Origin of the sequence: Streptomyces hyderabadensis, from assembly GCF_020404845.1 — a bacterium.
In the GTDB taxonomy this organism is placed as follows: Bacteria; Actinomycetota; Actinomycetes; order Streptomycetales; family Streptomycetaceae; genus Streptomyces; species Streptomyces hyderabadensis.
This window is the reverse complement of record NZ_JAIOJZ010000020.1, coordinates 70,736-83,588: the sequence shown is the minus strand read 5'-3', so window position 1 is coordinate 83,588 and position 12,853 is coordinate 70,736. Positions and strand designations below refer to the sequence as shown.

Genomic DNA, 12,853 nt, shown 5'->3' with positions numbered 1-12,853 from the left:
CGGAGGCTCCGCAGGCAGGGGGCTTCTTCAGGTGGGTCTACTTCTTCTTGCCCTGGTTCTTCACGGCCTCGATCGCCGCTGCGGCCGCGTCCGGGTCGAGGTAGGTGCCGCCCGGGTTCAGGGGCTTGAACTCGGCGTCCAGTTCGTAGGACAGCGGGATGCCCGTCGGGATGTTCAGGCCCGCGATGTCGGCGTCGGAGATGCCGTCGAGGTGCTTGACGAGGGCGCGGAGGGAGTTGCCGTGGGCGGCGACGAGGACCGTGCGGCCGGTGAGGAGGTCGGGGACGATCGCGTCGAACCAGTACGGCAGCATGCGGCCGACGACGTCCTTCAGGCACTCCGTCTGGGGGCGCAGCTCCGGCGGGAGCATCGCGTAACGCGGGTCGGAGAACTGGGAGTACTCGGCGTCGCGGTCCAGCGGCGGCGGCGGGGTGTCGTAGGAGCGGCGCCACAGCATGAACTGCTCCTCGCCGAACTCCGCGAGGGTCTGGGCCTTGTCCTTGCCCTGGAGGGCGCCGTAGTGGCGCTCGTTCAGGCGCCAGTGGCGGTGGACCGGGATCCAGTGGCGGTCGGCGGCCTCCAGCGCGAGCTGGGCCGTGCGGATCGCGCGCTTCTGGACGGACGTGTGGACCACGTCGGGCAGCAGGCCGGCGTCCTTGAGCAGCTCGCCGCCGCGCGTCGCCTCCTTCTCGCCCTTCGGGGTGAGGTTGACGTCCACCCAGCCGGTGAACAGGTTCTTCTCGTTCCACTCGCTCTCGCCGTGGCGGAGGAGGATCAGCTTGTACGGTGCGTCGGCCATGCTCCCGAGCGTAATCGAACCCCCGGACCCCGTGCTCGTCGCGCCCGGTGGGCGGACGGTTGACGGGAAGTGTTAATCGAGTGGCTTCCCCGAGGTGCGCCTTTGTAAGTTGTGCTCACCGCCGCAGCCGCTTACATCCACAGCTGCCTGCATCCGCCTCAGCCACCTCGGGGGAACCATGTCAGTCACCGGACTCAGACGCGCCGCACGCGAGACCGTCTCCGGGCTCCCCCGCGAGTTCTGGTGGCTGTGGACCAGCACCCTGGTCAACCGGCTCGGCGCCTTCGTCGCCACCTTCATGGCGCTCTACCTCACCATCGACCGCGGCTACTCCGCCTCGTACGCCGGTCTGGTCGCCGCCCTGCACGGGCTCGGCGGGGTCATCTCCTCGCTGGGCGCCGGGGTGATGACCGACCGGCTGGGACGGCGGCCCACGCTGCTGGTGGCGCAGACCTCCACCGCGCTGTCCGTCGCGCTGCTCGGCTTCATGCGGGACCCGGTGGCCATCGCCGCCGTCGCCTTCCTGGTCGGCATGGCCAGCAACGCCTCCCGGCCAGCCGTGCAGGCGATGATGGCGGACATCGTGCGGCCCGAGGACCGTATCCGGGCGTTCTCGCTCAACTACTGGGCGATCAACCTCGGCTTCGCGATCTCCTCCATGGCGGCCGGGTTCATCGCCGAGGTCAGTTATCTCGCCGGGTTCATGATCGAGGCCGGGATGACGCTGGTCTGCGCGGTCCTGGTCTTCGTGAAGCTGCCCGAGTCGCGGCCCCAGCAGGCCGAGAGCACCGACGTCGGCGACAAGGACGCGGCCGTCTCCCTGTGGACCGTGCTGCGCGACGGGCGGTACATGAGCGTCGTCGGGCTGTCCTTCCTGATCGCGCTGATCTTCCAGCAGGCCTACGTCGGACTGCCCGTCGCCATGGGCGAGGCCGGGTTCACGCCCGCGGACTTCGGGCTGGCCATCGCCGTCAACGGCGTGCTGATCGTCGTCCTGCAGATCCCCGTCACGCGGTTCATCCAGCACCGCGATCCGCGGCTGCTGCTGGTCGGCTCGTCGCTGCTGGCCGGGTACGGCTTCGGGCTCACCGCCTTCGCCGGGTCGGTCGGCGTCTTCGCCCTCACGGTGTGCGTGTGGACACTCGCCGAGGTCGTCAACGCGCCGACCCAGACCGGGCTCGTCGTCCGCCTCTCCCCCGTGCACGGGCGCGGGCGCTACCAGGGCATGTACACCATGTCCTGGGCGGTCGCCGCGCTCGTCGCCCCGCTGATGTCCGGGTTCGTCATAGACCACTGGGGCGCCGAGTGGCTGTGGGGCATCTGCGCCGTCGTCGGCACACTGGCGGCGGCCGGGTACTGGGGGCTCATGCGGGGCCTGCCGGAGGACGGCAAGGGCGAGGGCGACGGTGACGAGACGCCGGTGGCCCGGGGCGCGTCCGCCGACCCCGCGCCCAGGGCGGACACCAGCGCCGCCGTCTGACCACGCCGCTCGCGCGCGGATGCGTCCGTCCCGTCACGGATGCATCCGCGCGCCCTTCAGCACCTTGTCCACCGCGTTCTTCGGGCCGTACACCGCGAGGCCCACCAGGTCCAGGTCCGCCGTCGCCACCGCCCGTACCGCCGCGCGGTTGTCGCGGTCGTTGCCCGTGGTGAAGAGGTCGGACGTGAACAGGGACCGGGGCAGCGCGCGGGACAGCGCACGCGCGTGGGCGGTGGTCAGGGTCTCCTTAGTGCCCTCGAAGACCAGCACCGGCTGGCGGAACATCGGCAGGTAGCCGACGGCGTCCGCGTCCTCGTACGGCTCCCCGATCACCTCGGGGAACTGCTTGCCCAGGCCGCTGACCAGGAAGGCCGTGACGTTGAGGCGCTGCCAGGTCTCCAGGTCCTCGCGCAGCAGTACGGCGATCTTGGTGTCGAAGCGGACGGGGGCCTCGGCCCCGGGGGTCTCCGGGGCGGCTTCGTGCGTGTTCATACGGTGAGACTGCCGATCCGTGCCCCGTCCGGTCTTGTACGTTTTTTGCATGGCCGGCCGACGGAAGGACCAGCGGAGCGCCCCGCGGAGCACCCAGCGGAAGACCCAGCCGAACGTCTCCGCCTGGCGCCCCCCTGTCCCCGGCGTCGTCGAGGTCTTCCACGCCCACTACACCGAGTACGCCTACCCGATGCACGTCCACGACGCCTGGACGCTGCTCATCGTCGACGACGGCGCCGTACGGTACGACCTGGACCGGCACGAGCACGGCACCCCGCACGACACGGTGTCGCTGCTGCCGCCGCACGTGCCGCACAACGGCTCCCCGGCGACGCCGGACGGCTTCCGCAAGCGCGTCCTGTACCTGGACGCCTCCCGGCTGGGCGACGAACTGATCGGCCCGGCCGTGGACGCGCCCGACCTGCGGGACCCGGTGCTGCGGCGGCGGGTCGGACAGCTGCACGCCGCGCTCGCGCTGCCCGGGGACGAGCTGGAGGCGGAGAGCCGGCTGACCCTGATCGGCGACCGGCTGCGCGCGCACCTGCGGCCCGGGACCGGCGCGTCCGGCGCCCGCCGGGACCCCGTGCTCGCCCGGCGGCTGCGGGAGCTGCTCGACGAGCGGATCGTCCCGGGGATCGGCCTGGACGAGGCGGCGGCGCTCGTGCCCGCGCACCCGGCGCACCTGGTACGGGCGTTCAGCGGCGCGTACGGCATCGCCCCGCACCAGTACCTGATGTCCCGGCGGGTCGACCGGGCCCGGCGGCTGCTGCTGGCCGGGGACTCCCCGGCGGAGGTGGCGGGTGCCACCGGGTTCTACGACCAGGCCCATCTGACCCGGCACTTCAAGCGGTTGGTGGGGGTCACGCCGGGGCGCTACCGGGCAAGCGGCGCCCGGACCTGACGCCGGTCAGTCGCCGGAGCGCTCGATGAGGTGCTGGAACGCCTCCAGGTTCCGCGTGGACTCGCCGCGCGAGGTCCGCCACGCGTGCTCCTTGCGGATGGCGGTGGCGAAGCCCAGCTCCAGCAGCGTGTTGAAGGCGCCGTCGGCGGCCTCCAGGACCTGGCCGAGGAGGCGGTCGATCTCGTCGGGGGTGACGGCGGCCAGCGGGAGTTTCGCGGTGACGTAGACGTCGCCGAGCCGGTCGACGGCGTAACCGACGCCGTAGAGCTTGAGGTTGCGCTCCAGCAGCCAGCGGTGGACGGCCGGTTCGTTCTCGTCGGGGTGGCGGATGACGAAGGCGTTGAGGGAGAGGGAGTGCCGGCCCACGAGGAGGGAGACCGTCGTCGACAGTTTGCGGGTGCCGGGGAGCTTGACGACGTAGTTGCCGGGCTCGGGGCTCTCCCACTCCAGGTCGGCGTCCTTCAGCGCCCCCTCGACGACCTGCGCTGCCTTGTCCGGTGCCTCAGCCATGGTGCGAGCGTACGCGACGGCGGTGCGACTGGATCGCGGCCGTGTAGACGTCGGCGGTGGCGGCGGCGGCGCTGTCCCAGCCGAAGGACTGGGCGTGCCGGGCGGCGGCGTCGCCCATGCGGGGGGTCAGCTCGGGGTTGTCGGCGAAGTCGCGCAGCACGCGCGCGTACGCGGTGGGGTCGTGGCCGTCGACGAGGCGGCCGGTGACCCCGTCGCGGACGGCGACCGGGAGGCCGCCCACCGCGGCGGCCAGCACCGGGGTCCCGGCGGCCTGGGCCTCTATGGCGACCAGGCCGAAGGACTCGCTGTAGGAGGGCATGACGAGGACGGACGCCGCCCGGAACCAGTCGGCGAGCTGCTCCTGCCCGACGGGCGGCCGGAAGCGCACGACGTCGGCGATGCCGAGCCGCGCGGCGAGCTTCTGCAGGCCCTCCGGCTTGGCGAGGCCGCTGCCGCTGGGCCCGCCGACGACCGGGACGACGATGCGGGAGCGCAGCTCGGGGCGCTGTTCGAGGAGCACGGCGACGGCGCGCAGCAGGACGTCCGGCGCCTTCAGGGGCTGTATGCGCCCCGCGAAGAGCGGGATCAGCGCGTCCTGGGGCAGGCCGAGGCGGGCGCGGGCGGCGGCGCGGGCGTTGCCGTGCTGGCCCGGGCCGGGTACGGAGCCCCTGGGGAAGGGGCGGAAGCGGTCGAGGTTCACGCCGGGGTGGACGACGGCGACCTTGTCGGGGTCGGCGGCGTAGTGGCGGACGAGTTCGTCGGCCTCCTCGGCCGTGTTGGCGATCAGCCGGTCGGAGGCGGCGACGATCTGGGTCTCGCCGATGACGCGGGCGGCCGGTTCGGGGGTGTCGCCGTCGGCCAGGTTGGCGTTCTTGACCTTGGCCATGGTGTGCATGGCGTGCACCAGGGGCGCGCCCCAGCGCTGGGCGGCGAGCCAGCCGACGTGGCCGGAGAGCCAGTAGTGCGAGTGCACGAGGTCGTAGTGGCCGGGGCGGTGTCCGGCCCAGGCCTGCATCACGCCGTGGGTGAAGGCGCAGAGCTGGGCGGGCAGGTCCTCCTTGGCCAGTCCCTCGTACGGGCCCGCGTCGACGTGCCGGACCAGGACGCCGGGGGCCAGTTCGACGACGGGCGGGAGGGCGGCGGTGGTCGCCCGGGTGAAGATCTCGACCTCGATGTTGATCGCGGCGAGGCGCTGCGCCAGCTCCACGATGTAGACGTTCATGCCTCCGGCGTCGCCGGTGCCGGGCTGGTGGAGCGGCGAGGTGTGCACGGAGAGCATGGCGACGCGGCGGGGCCTGCGCGGCAGCCGGAGCCGCGGGGAGACCGCCGGTGAGCGACGCCCGAGCCTGCTGACGTACTGGCTCACGAGCCGTTCCTCCTCGCTGCGGGCATGCCGGTCGGAGGACCTGGGTTGCCCTCCAAGGGGTGGGAACACCGGACGGGCGGTGCTCCATTCCGGTTTTCCGGCCTTTGCCGAATCATTACCGCTGATCGCTCAACCGTTCGATCACTTCTCGGGTCCCGGGTACCACCGTCCTGCGCACGCATGCCCGCCCGGCCGACCGCCCGCCCGCCCCCGGCCGCATACCCTCGTAGGCATGCCACCCCGCGCCACCGCCACCCGCCCCGTGGGCACGGTCACACGCGGGACGACGAACCCCAACCGGCTGCGCCGCATGGACCGCTGGATCGCGGCCGTGCACGGCGCCGAACTGCGCCGCGCCGCCGATCCCGTCGCCGTCGACCTCGGCTACGGGGCGGCCCCCTGGACCGCCGTCGAGCTGCTGCACCGCCTGCGCACGGTCGCGCCGCACGCGCGCGTGGTGGGCGTCGAGATCGACCCGGCGAGGGTGGCGGCGGCCCGGCCGTACGCGCGCGCGGGGCTCGACTTCCGGCACGGCGGCTTCGAGGTCCCCGTCTCCCGGCCGCCGCTGCTGATCCGCGCGGCGAACGTGCTGCGCCAGTACGACGAGGACGAGGTGGCCGCCGTCTGGCGGCGGCTGTGCGCGCGGCTCGCGTCGGCGTCGGGGCACTCGCGCGGCGGGCTCCTGGTCGAGGGGACCTGCGACGAGATCGGGCGCCGGCACGTGTGGGTGGCGCTCGGGCCCGAGGGACCGCGCACGGTCACCTTCGCGACCCGGCTCGGCTCCCTGGACCGCCCCTCCGACCTGGCCGAACGGCTGCCGAAGGCGCTCATCCACCGCAATGTCCCCGGCGAGCCCGTGCACGCCTTTCTGCGCGACTTCGACCGCGCCTGGGCCGCCGCCGCGCCCTACGCCTCCTACGGCGCCCGGCAGCGCTGGATACGGGCCGTACGGGACCTGACGGCCGACTGGCCGGTGACGGACGGGCCGGTGCGGTGGCGGCAGGGCGAAGTGACGGTGCGCTGGGAGGCGTTGGCGCCCCGCGCGTGAACCGGCGGGGGCGGCACGAGAGGGGAACGCCCGCGACCCGCGACCCGCGACCCGCGACCCGCGACCCGCGACCCGCGACCCGCGACCCGCGACCGCCGGGAACGATCTCCGGGCGGCGTTCGTCACACACCCGGGGAAGCCGTCGAAGGGGGAAGCGGGAGGAAAGCACGGCCTCTGTCGCTTTTCGCGACGGCATGGCACGATCCCCGGAGCGAGCTAAGTTACTGACGGTTAATCAGCTTGGGGGCGGGGTATGCGTACGGGGAAGCGTGGCTTGACGACCGTTGCCGTGACCGTGGTCTGCGCGATCACCGTGCTGGCGGCGCCGGGCACGGCGTTCGCGGACCCGGGCCCCTCGGCCCCGCCCTCCTCGTCACCGTCCCCGGGCACGTCCGGCACCTCCGCCGCCCCGACCGCCCCGACCGCCACTCCCGGCAAGGACCTGGACGCCGTACGCGAGAAGCTCGAGAAGCTCTACCGCGCGGCGGCCTCGGCCACCGAGGAGTACAACGCCGCGGAGGAGCAGGCCGAGAAGCAGAACGCCGAGATCGTCGAGCTGGCCAAGAAGATCGTGAAGGGCCAGGAGGAGCTGGACGACCTCAAGGACCGCGCCGGCGCCGCGGCCCGCGCCCAGTACCGCACCGGCGGACTGCCCGACGGGGCCAAGCTGGTCCTGAGCGACGACCCCGAGGACTTCCTCGACGGCACCGGCCGGGTGCTCCAGGGCCAGCGCGCCACCAAGGGCCTGCTCGGCGAGCTGACCCGCGTCCAGAAGGACCTCAAGGCCTACGCGGCGGACGCCTCCGCCCGCTTCAAGGAGCTGGAGGCGAACCGCAAGGCCAAGGCCACCGCCCAGAAGAAGATCGAGAAGCAGATCGCGGCGGCCGAGAAGCTGGAGTCCGAGCTGGAGACGGAGGAGAAGGAGCGGCTCGCCCGGCTGGAGCGGGAGGCGCAGGCCAAGGCGCAGACCGCCTGGCTCGACTCCGGCATCCTCGAGGACCTCGACGCCGAGGCGACCGAACGGGGCCGCAAGGCGGTCGAGTACGCCACCGCCCAGATCGGCAAGCCGTACCAGTGGGGCGCCGAGGGCCCGAAGTCCTACGACTGCTCCGGCCTGACCTCGCAGGCCTGGATCTCGGCCGGGCAGGCGATCCCCCGCACCTCGCAGCAGCAGTGGAAGCAGCTGAAGCGCGTCGACGTCAAGGACATGCGCCCCGGCGACCTGATCATCTACTTCGACGACGCCAGCCACGTCGGCATGTACGTCGGCGACGGCTCCATGGTGCACGCCCCGCGCCCGGGGCGCTCGATCACCCTCGCTGGAGCGGGCTCGATGCCGATCCTCGGCGTGGTCCGGCCGGACCCGGCACCGGCGCAGGCATCCGCGCCCAAGGGGTGACGCGGGCCACCGCTGCGCGCCGGGGGCGTGAGACGGGCCACGTGACCCAGTCCACGCCCGGCGGCCCGCCCCGCGTGACGTTCGTCATCCCGGGTCCTCGGTCGACGTGTCCAACTGCGGGCGATAACGCGGCATATGACAGTGGCCGATGGCCGCCCGACGTGTTCTGGACCATTCCGCAGCGGCGCCGTCACCCGCTATGGTCCCCGTCGGTGGGTCGAGGTCCCTCGCCCCGCCATGCCCTCGGGGGGAGGGAAGGAAACCAAGACGATGCCCGTACCCGTACCGCGGCAGAGGGCGATCCCGGCCGTGGAGTGTGGTCAGGCGCCCGCCGCGTCCCCGGACAGCGGCCCTTCCAAGGAACAGGCCCCGCCCGGGACGCACCCGGCCGAGAACCCCACCACCCGGCGCGAGAAAGCCCGGGAGACCACCACGGAGAAGCGCGAGAACCCCACGGACACCAGCCCAGGCACCCACACCGGCACCGGCAGCGACCGGGCGCAGAGCGGCCGGACGGAGAGCGCGGCCCCCACGAACCTCACCGTGCTGCTGATCGAGGACGACCCGGCCGGCTCGCCGATCGTGCCCGACCTGCTCGACCAGGCGGGCAAGCCGATCCGCGTCCGCACCGCGCGCAACCTCACCGAGGCCGGGCGGCTGCTCACCGACGACGTCCACTGCATCCTGCTGGACCTCGCCCTGTCGGCCCCCGCCCCGGCCCGCACCGGCGGCGACGGCGCCGGCCACGGCACCGGTGACGCGGAGGGCGACGACGAGCTGGCGGTGCTCCGGCACGTCCTGGAGCTGGCGCCCCGGCACGCCGTGCTCGCCCTCACCTCCTCCAGCGACGCCGAGCGCGGCGCGGAGGCCGTGGCGGTCGGCGCGCAGGACTACCTGTTCCGCGACGAGCTGGACGGCCGCCTGCTGAGCCGCGCGATCCGCTACGCCGTCGAGCGCAAGCGGTCCGACTCCGCGGAGCGGCGGCTGGCCGAGGGCCGGCTGCGGGCGCAGGAGAACCGCCGTCTGGAACGCGGGCTGCTGCCCACCCCGCTGCTGGCCGGCTCCCCGCTGCGCTTCGCCGCCCGCTACCGTCCGGGCCGCTCGCGCGCACTGCTCGGCGGCGACTTCTACGACGTGGTCCGCACCCCGGACGGCACCGTGCACGCCATGATCGGCGACGTCTGCGGGCACGGCCCGGACGAGGCGGCGCTCGGCGTGGAGCTGCGGATCGCCTGGCGGGCGCTGACCCTGGCGGGGCTCTGCGGCGACCAGCTGCTGGGCACGCTCCAGCAGGTGCTGGAGCACGAGCGCGCGGACGACGAGATCTTCGCGACGCTGTGCGCCGTGGACATCTCGCCGGACGGCCGGCGCGCGGGCCTGTGCCTGGCCGGGCACCCGTCCCCGCTGCTCAGCCGCCCGGGCATGCCCGCACGGCTGCTGCCCTACGACAACAACGGCCCGGCGCTGGGGCTGCTGCCGGGCGCCCGCTGGCCGCGGATGCAGGTGGAGCTGGGCGCCGAGTGGAGCCTGATGCTCTACACCGACGGTCTGATCGAGGGCCACGTCGGCGGGGGCCGGGAGCGGCTCGGCCAGGACGGCATGGTGGAGGTGGTCCGCCGCCAGCTCGCCGAGGGCCTGACCGGCGAGGAGCTGCTGCGGGCGACCGTCAACGAGGTCCGCGAACTCAACGGCGGCGAGCTGGCGGACGACCTGGCCGTGGTCCTGCTGGACCGGACGGCCTGAGCCGCCCGGTCCCCGCCGCGGGGTCGGCGTCCGCCCTACGGGGTCAGCGTCCGCCGTTGTACGGGCCGTAGGGGCCGTCGCTGCTGGAGCCGCGGCGGCTGCGGCCGCCACCGGACAGACCGCGCAGCGCGGGCCGTACGTCGACCATGTACACGATCGTCGCGATGAGGCCGATGATCGGCAGGAACGACAGGATGTTGAAGATCAGGTTCACCACGAAGGCGAGCCCGAGGATGATCAGCCAGAAGGGCTTGGTCTTCTTGTCGGCCGCGCGGTAGGCGTCCTCGCGGCGCGTGGCGGCGTCGATCAAAGCGAAGCCGCTGAAAAGGATCAGGGCGATGCTCAGCAGCCACATGAAGCCTGCGAACCCCTGCATCAGCACAACGTCCACCACCAGAATCGGATCGTCATTACGCGGTCACCGTACCCGCAGAACGAGCCGGACACCCCAAGGGTGCCCGGCCCGCTCCCCGCTCCTCGCGCGCTGCCCTACTTGGCGGGCGGCGTGGTCTTCTTGGCGGTGGTGCTCTTCTTGGCCGGGGCCTTGCGCGGGGCGGGCGTCTTCTTCGCCGCCGCGGACTTGTCCTCGGTGACCCGGACCGGCTCGGACTTGGCGGTCGCGGGCTTGGCGGTCGCGGGCTTGGCCGGGGCGGGCTTGGCCGGCTCGACGGCCACGGCGAGGTCCTCCACGTCCTCGGCGAGGTCCTCGATGCCGTCGGCGGCCTGGCCGCGCCAGGCGCGCACCGCGTGCTCGCCGCGCTCGGCGACCTTCTCGTAGGTCTCCCGGGCCTTGACGGCGTACTCGGCGGCGACGCCGACGGAACGCAGCGCGAGGTCCTGAGCGGTCTCGCCGAGCTTCTTGAAGTCGGCGTCGAGGGAGCCGAACAGCTCGTTGGCCTTGGCCTGGAGGCTCCCCTGGGTCTCCTTGACGCGGGCCGTCGCCTTCTCCTGGACGGCCTTCGGGTCGGTGTTGCGCACGGCGTCGATCCGCGCCGGGGCCTCCGCGCGCAGCTGCTCCACCAGCACCGGCACCTTCTTGGCCTGCTGGAAGGCGAGGTCGGCGGTGCCCGCGGCGAAGTAGAGCGGGGTGGGGTCGCTGAAGGTCTTGCGCAGGTCGTCGGTGATGGCCATGGCGATGGTCCTCCGGAATTGCTTATGAATGAGGGTTTTTTACTGTTTCAGCCCCGTCGACAGCGGCATCGACGTCGACGCCGGCACCCGAGTCCGGATCCGCGTCCGCGCCCGCGTCCGCGTCGGCCCCGAACCCGTTCTCCTTGCGGAAGGACTCGTAGACCTGGAGCAGCACCTGCTTCTGCCGCTCGTTCAGCGAGGGGTCGGCGAGGATGACCGCACGCGTCTCCACGTCGTCCCGGTCCCGCTCCGCGTCGAGGATCCCGGCGCGGACGTACAGCGTCTCGGCGGAGATCCGCAGCGCCTTGGCGACCTGCTGGAGGACCTCCGCGCTCGGCTTGCGCAGCCCGCGCTCGATCTGGCTCAGGTACGGATTGGAAACGCCCGCGGCATCGGCGAGCTGCCGCAGCGACAGCTGCGCGTTGCGCCGCTGCTCGCGCAGGTACTCACCGAGATTGCCGACGTTGAGCGATGCCATGACTCCAGCATGCGCCCTCGCGCTAACTTTTGCAAGCACCTGCTTGCAAAAGTGTGTCCGGCCTGGCAGCCCGGCCCGGCGTACCCACCTTTTTGTGCGTACTGGGCAACGTGCCGCGCCCGTCGGAGACTGAGGGGGCAGGCGGGCGTCAGGACGGCGTGCGGGCGGCGGCCTCCGGTCCCGCCAGCCGGTCCAGGCGGCGGTGGCCCCAGTCGGAGAGGGGGGAAAGGGCCTCGGCGAGATCGCGGCCGAAGGCGGTCAGGGAGTACTCGGTCCGCAGCGGCAGCACGTCGTACACCCGGCGGTCCACCAGGCCGTCCGCCTCCATCTCGCGCAGCGCCTGGGTCAGCACCTTCTCGGTGAGTCCCGGCACCTTGCGGCGCAGCTCGGCCGGCCGGTGCGGTCCGGACTCCAGCAGCCACAGCAGCGTGGTCTTCCACTTGCCCTCGATCACGGCGATCGCGGCGGTCACTCCGCAGACGTTCGGATCGTGGCGCCGGTGTGCCATGAGGTGCCCCCATTCCCCATTCATCAGCAATTGTTCTTCACGTTACGGGAGTTGAATCATGTCCGCACACACCGACCGGCCCTCGGCCGTCACCGTCGTCGGCCTGGGCCCGATGGGCCGGGCGCTGGCCGCCGCGTTCCTGGCTGCGGGAGTGTCCACCACCGTCTGGAACCGCACGCCGGGCCGGGACGCCGAACTGGTCGCGGCGGGCGCGCGGGCCGCCGGGTCGGCCGAGGAGGCGGTCGCCGCCTCGCCGCTGACGGTGGTCTGCGTGGTGAACTACGACGCCTCGGACGCCGTGCTGCGCCAGGAATCCGTCACCGCCGCCCTCAAGGGCCGCACCCTGGTGAACCTGAGCGCCGACACCCCCGGCCGCGCCCGGGACACGGCCGAGTGGGCCGCCCGGCACGGCGTCCGCTACCTGGACGGCGCGATCATGACCCCCGCCCCGACCATCGGCACCGACGACGCCGTCTTCCTGCACAGCGGCCCCGCGGAGCTGTACGAGGAGCACCGGCCGGTGCTGGCGGCGCTCGGCGGCACCCACACCCACCTGGGCGAGGACCCCGGGCGGGCCGCGGCCTACGACATCGCGCTGCTCGACATCTTCTGGACGGCGATGGCGGGCTACGTGCACGCCCTCGCGGTGGCCCGGGCGGAGGGCGTCACCGGCGCCGAGCTGGCGCCGTTCGCACAGGGCATCGCCGCGATCCTGCCGCCGCTGTTCACGGAGTTCGCGGCCGACACCGACGCCGGCACGTACTCGGGGGAGCTGAACCCGATCACCTCGGCCGTCTCGACCATGGCGCACGTCGTCCACGCCGCCGAGGCGCACGGCATCGACGCGAGCCTGATGCGGGTGATCGAGGGGCAGGCCCGCCGGGTCGTCGCGCGGGGGCACGGCTCGGACGGGTACACCCGGGTCGCGGACGTGATCGCCGGGCGCTGACCGGACGAAGGGGGCCGAACGACCAAGGGCGGAGAGACGGAGAGGCGGA

At 73.0% G+C, this 12,853-nt stretch carries 14 protein-coding genes; 6 read left to right on the top strand and 8 right to left on the bottom strand.

All coding sequences use genetic code 11. The features are described 5' to 3' along the window. Window positions 1-37 precede the first annotated feature (37 nt). Window positions 38-799: a phosphoglyceromutase gene (locus tag K7854_RS17690; RefSeq protein WP_226027490.1), complete on the bottom strand. Its 762-nt coding sequence runs from the start codon at window positions 797-799 to the stop codon at window positions 38-40. A gap of 178 nt (window positions 800-977) precedes the next feature. On the opposite strand from K7854_RS17690, the gene K7854_RS17685 reads away from it, so the two are divergent. Further along, the gene (locus K7854_RS17685; protein ID WP_226027489.1) at window positions 978-2,279 is read left to right on the top strand and encodes an MDR family MFS transporter; all 1,302 of its coding nucleotides are present in this window, start codon (window positions 978-980) and stop codon (window positions 2,277-2,279) included. A 33-nt stretch (window positions 2,280-2,312) separates the two neighbouring features. Here K7854_RS17685 and K7854_RS17680 read toward each other — a convergent pair whose 3' ends face one another. Continuing rightward, window positions 2,313-2,771: a DUF2000 domain-containing protein gene (locus tag K7854_RS17680; RefSeq protein WP_226027488.1), complete on the bottom strand. Its 459-nt coding sequence runs from the start codon at window positions 2,769-2,771 to the stop codon at window positions 2,313-2,315. 49 nt (window positions 2,772-2,820) lie between these two features. Here K7854_RS17680 and K7854_RS17675 point away from each other — a divergent pair, with 49 nt between their 5' ends. Then, the gene (locus K7854_RS17675) at window positions 2,821-3,672 is read left to right on the top strand and encodes a helix-turn-helix domain-containing protein (RefSeq protein ID WP_226027487.1); all 852 of its coding nucleotides are present in this window, start codon (window positions 2,821-2,823) and stop codon (window positions 3,670-3,672) included. A gap of 6 nt (window positions 3,673-3,678) precedes the next feature. Here K7854_RS17675 and K7854_RS17670 read toward each other — a convergent pair whose 3' ends face one another. Both K7854_RS17670 and mshA read right to left on the bottom strand, forming a co-directional pair. Further along, complete coding sequence (locus K7854_RS17670) at window positions 3,679-4,182, bottom strand: type III secretion system chaperone family protein (protein WP_226027486.1); 504 nt, start codon at window positions 4,180-4,182, stop codon at window positions 3,679-3,681. After that, complete coding sequence (gene mshA / locus K7854_RS17665) at window positions 4,175-5,548, bottom strand: D-inositol-3-phosphate glycosyltransferase (protein WP_226027485.1); 1,374 nt, start codon at window positions 5,546-5,548, stop codon at window positions 4,175-4,177. Before mshA ends, K7854_RS17670 begins: the two co-directional genes overlap by 8 nt. Before the next feature lie 232 nt (window positions 5,549-5,780). On the opposite strand from mshA, the gene K7854_RS17660 reads away from it, so the two are divergent. The 3 genes from K7854_RS17660 (at window position 5,781) to K7854_RS17650 (ending at window position 9,738) form a co-directional block, all read left to right on the top strand. Further along, a complete protein-coding gene (locus tag K7854_RS17660) occupies window positions 5,781-6,596 on the top strand; it encodes a class I SAM-dependent methyltransferase (protein WP_226027484.1) in 816 nt (271 codons plus the stop codon). A 253-nt stretch (window positions 6,597-6,849) separates the two neighbouring features. Further along, window positions 6,850-7,995 carry a C40 family peptidase gene (locus K7854_RS17655; protein ID WP_226027483.1) on the top strand — a complete coding sequence of 382 codons (1,146 nt, stop codon included), beginning with the start codon at window positions 6,850-6,852 and terminating at the stop codon, window positions 7,993-7,995. Window positions 7,996-8,265: 270 nt separating this feature from the next. Continuing rightward, window positions 8,266-9,738: a PP2C family protein-serine/threonine phosphatase gene (locus K7854_RS17650; protein ID WP_226027482.1), complete on the top strand. Its 1,473-nt coding sequence runs from the start codon at window positions 8,266-8,268 to the stop codon at window positions 9,736-9,738. Window positions 9,739-9,781: 43 nt separating this feature from the next. Here K7854_RS17650 and K7854_RS17645 read toward each other — a convergent pair whose 3' ends face one another. The 4 genes from K7854_RS17645 to K7854_RS17630 form a co-directional block, all read right to left on the bottom strand. Next, window positions 9,782-10,114: a DUF2516 family protein gene (locus K7854_RS17645; protein ID WP_226027481.1), complete on the bottom strand. Its 333-nt coding sequence runs from the start codon at window positions 10,112-10,114 to the stop codon at window positions 9,782-9,784. Window positions 10,115-10,227: 113 nt separating this feature from the next. After that, window positions 10,228-10,869, bottom strand: a complete 642-nt coding sequence (locus K7854_RS17640; protein ID WP_226027480.1) for a hypothetical protein — start codon at window positions 10,867-10,869, stop codon at window positions 10,228-10,230. A 22-nt stretch (window positions 10,870-10,891) separates the two neighbouring features. Next, window positions 10,892-11,347 (bottom strand): helix-turn-helix domain-containing protein, encoded by a 456-nt coding sequence (locus K7854_RS17635; RefSeq protein WP_226027479.1) that lies wholly within the window; start codon window positions 11,345-11,347, stop codon window positions 10,892-10,894. 148 nt (window positions 11,348-11,495) lie between these two features. Next, window positions 11,496-11,855 carry a winged helix-turn-helix transcriptional regulator gene (locus tag K7854_RS17630; RefSeq protein WP_226027478.1) on the bottom strand — a complete coding sequence of 120 codons (360 nt, stop codon included), beginning with the start codon at window positions 11,853-11,855 and terminating at the stop codon, window positions 11,496-11,498. 58 nt (window positions 11,856-11,913) lie between these two features. Here K7854_RS17630 and K7854_RS17625 point away from each other — a divergent pair, with 58 nt between their 5' ends. Beyond that, window positions 11,914-12,804: an NAD(P)-dependent oxidoreductase gene (locus K7854_RS17625; RefSeq protein WP_226027477.1), complete on the top strand. Its 891-nt coding sequence runs from the start codon at window positions 11,914-11,916 to the stop codon at window positions 12,802-12,804. Window positions 12,805-12,853: the final 49 nt, after the last annotated feature.

Excerpts from the sequence above, each read along its gene's own strand:
- K7854_RS17690 (WP_226027490.1), bottom strand. The coding sequence starts at position 799 with ATGGCCGACGCACCGTACAAGCTGATCCTCCTCCGCCACGGCGAGAGC.
- K7854_RS17685 (WP_226027489.1), top strand. The coding sequence starts at position 978 with ATGTCAGTCACCGGACTCAGACGCGCCGCACGCGAGACCGTCTCCGGG.
- K7854_RS17680 (WP_226027488.1), bottom strand. The coding sequence starts at position 2,771 with ATGAACACGCACGAAGCCGCCCCGGAGACCCCCGGGGCCGAGGCCCCC.
- K7854_RS17675 (WP_226027487.1), top strand. The coding sequence starts at position 2,821 with ATGGCCGGCCGACGGAAGGACCAGCGGAGCGCCCCGCGGAGCACCCAG.
- K7854_RS17670 (WP_226027486.1), bottom strand. The coding sequence starts at position 4,182 with ATGGCTGAGGCACCGGACAAGGCAGCGCAGGTCGTCGAGGGGGCGCTG.
- K7854_RS17660 (WP_226027484.1), top strand. The coding sequence starts at position 5,781 with ATGCCACCCCGCGCCACCGCCACCCGCCCCGTGGGCACGGTCACACGC.
- K7854_RS17655 (WP_226027483.1), top strand. The coding sequence starts at position 6,850 with ATGCGTACGGGGAAGCGTGGCTTGACGACCGTTGCCGTGACCGTGGTC.
- K7854_RS17650 (WP_226027482.1), top strand. The coding sequence starts at position 8,266 with ATGCCCGTACCCGTACCGCGGCAGAGGGCGATCCCGGCCGTGGAGTGT.
- K7854_RS17645 (WP_226027481.1), bottom strand. The coding sequence starts at position 10,114 with ATGCAGGGGTTCGCAGGCTTCATGTGGCTGCTGAGCATCGCCCTGATC.
- K7854_RS17640 (WP_226027480.1), bottom strand. The coding sequence starts at position 10,869 with ATGGCCATCACCGACGACCTGCGCAAGACCTTCAGCGACCCCACCCCG.
- K7854_RS17635 (WP_226027479.1), bottom strand. The coding sequence starts at position 11,347 with ATGGCATCGCTCAACGTCGGCAATCTCGGTGAGTACCTGCGCGAGCAG.
- K7854_RS17630 (WP_226027478.1), bottom strand. The coding sequence starts at position 11,855 with ATGGCACACCGGCGCCACGATCCGAACGTCTGCGGAGTGACCGCCGCG.
- K7854_RS17625 (WP_226027477.1), top strand. The coding sequence starts at position 11,914 with ATGTCCGCACACACCGACCGGCCCTCGGCCGTCACCGTCGTCGGCCTG.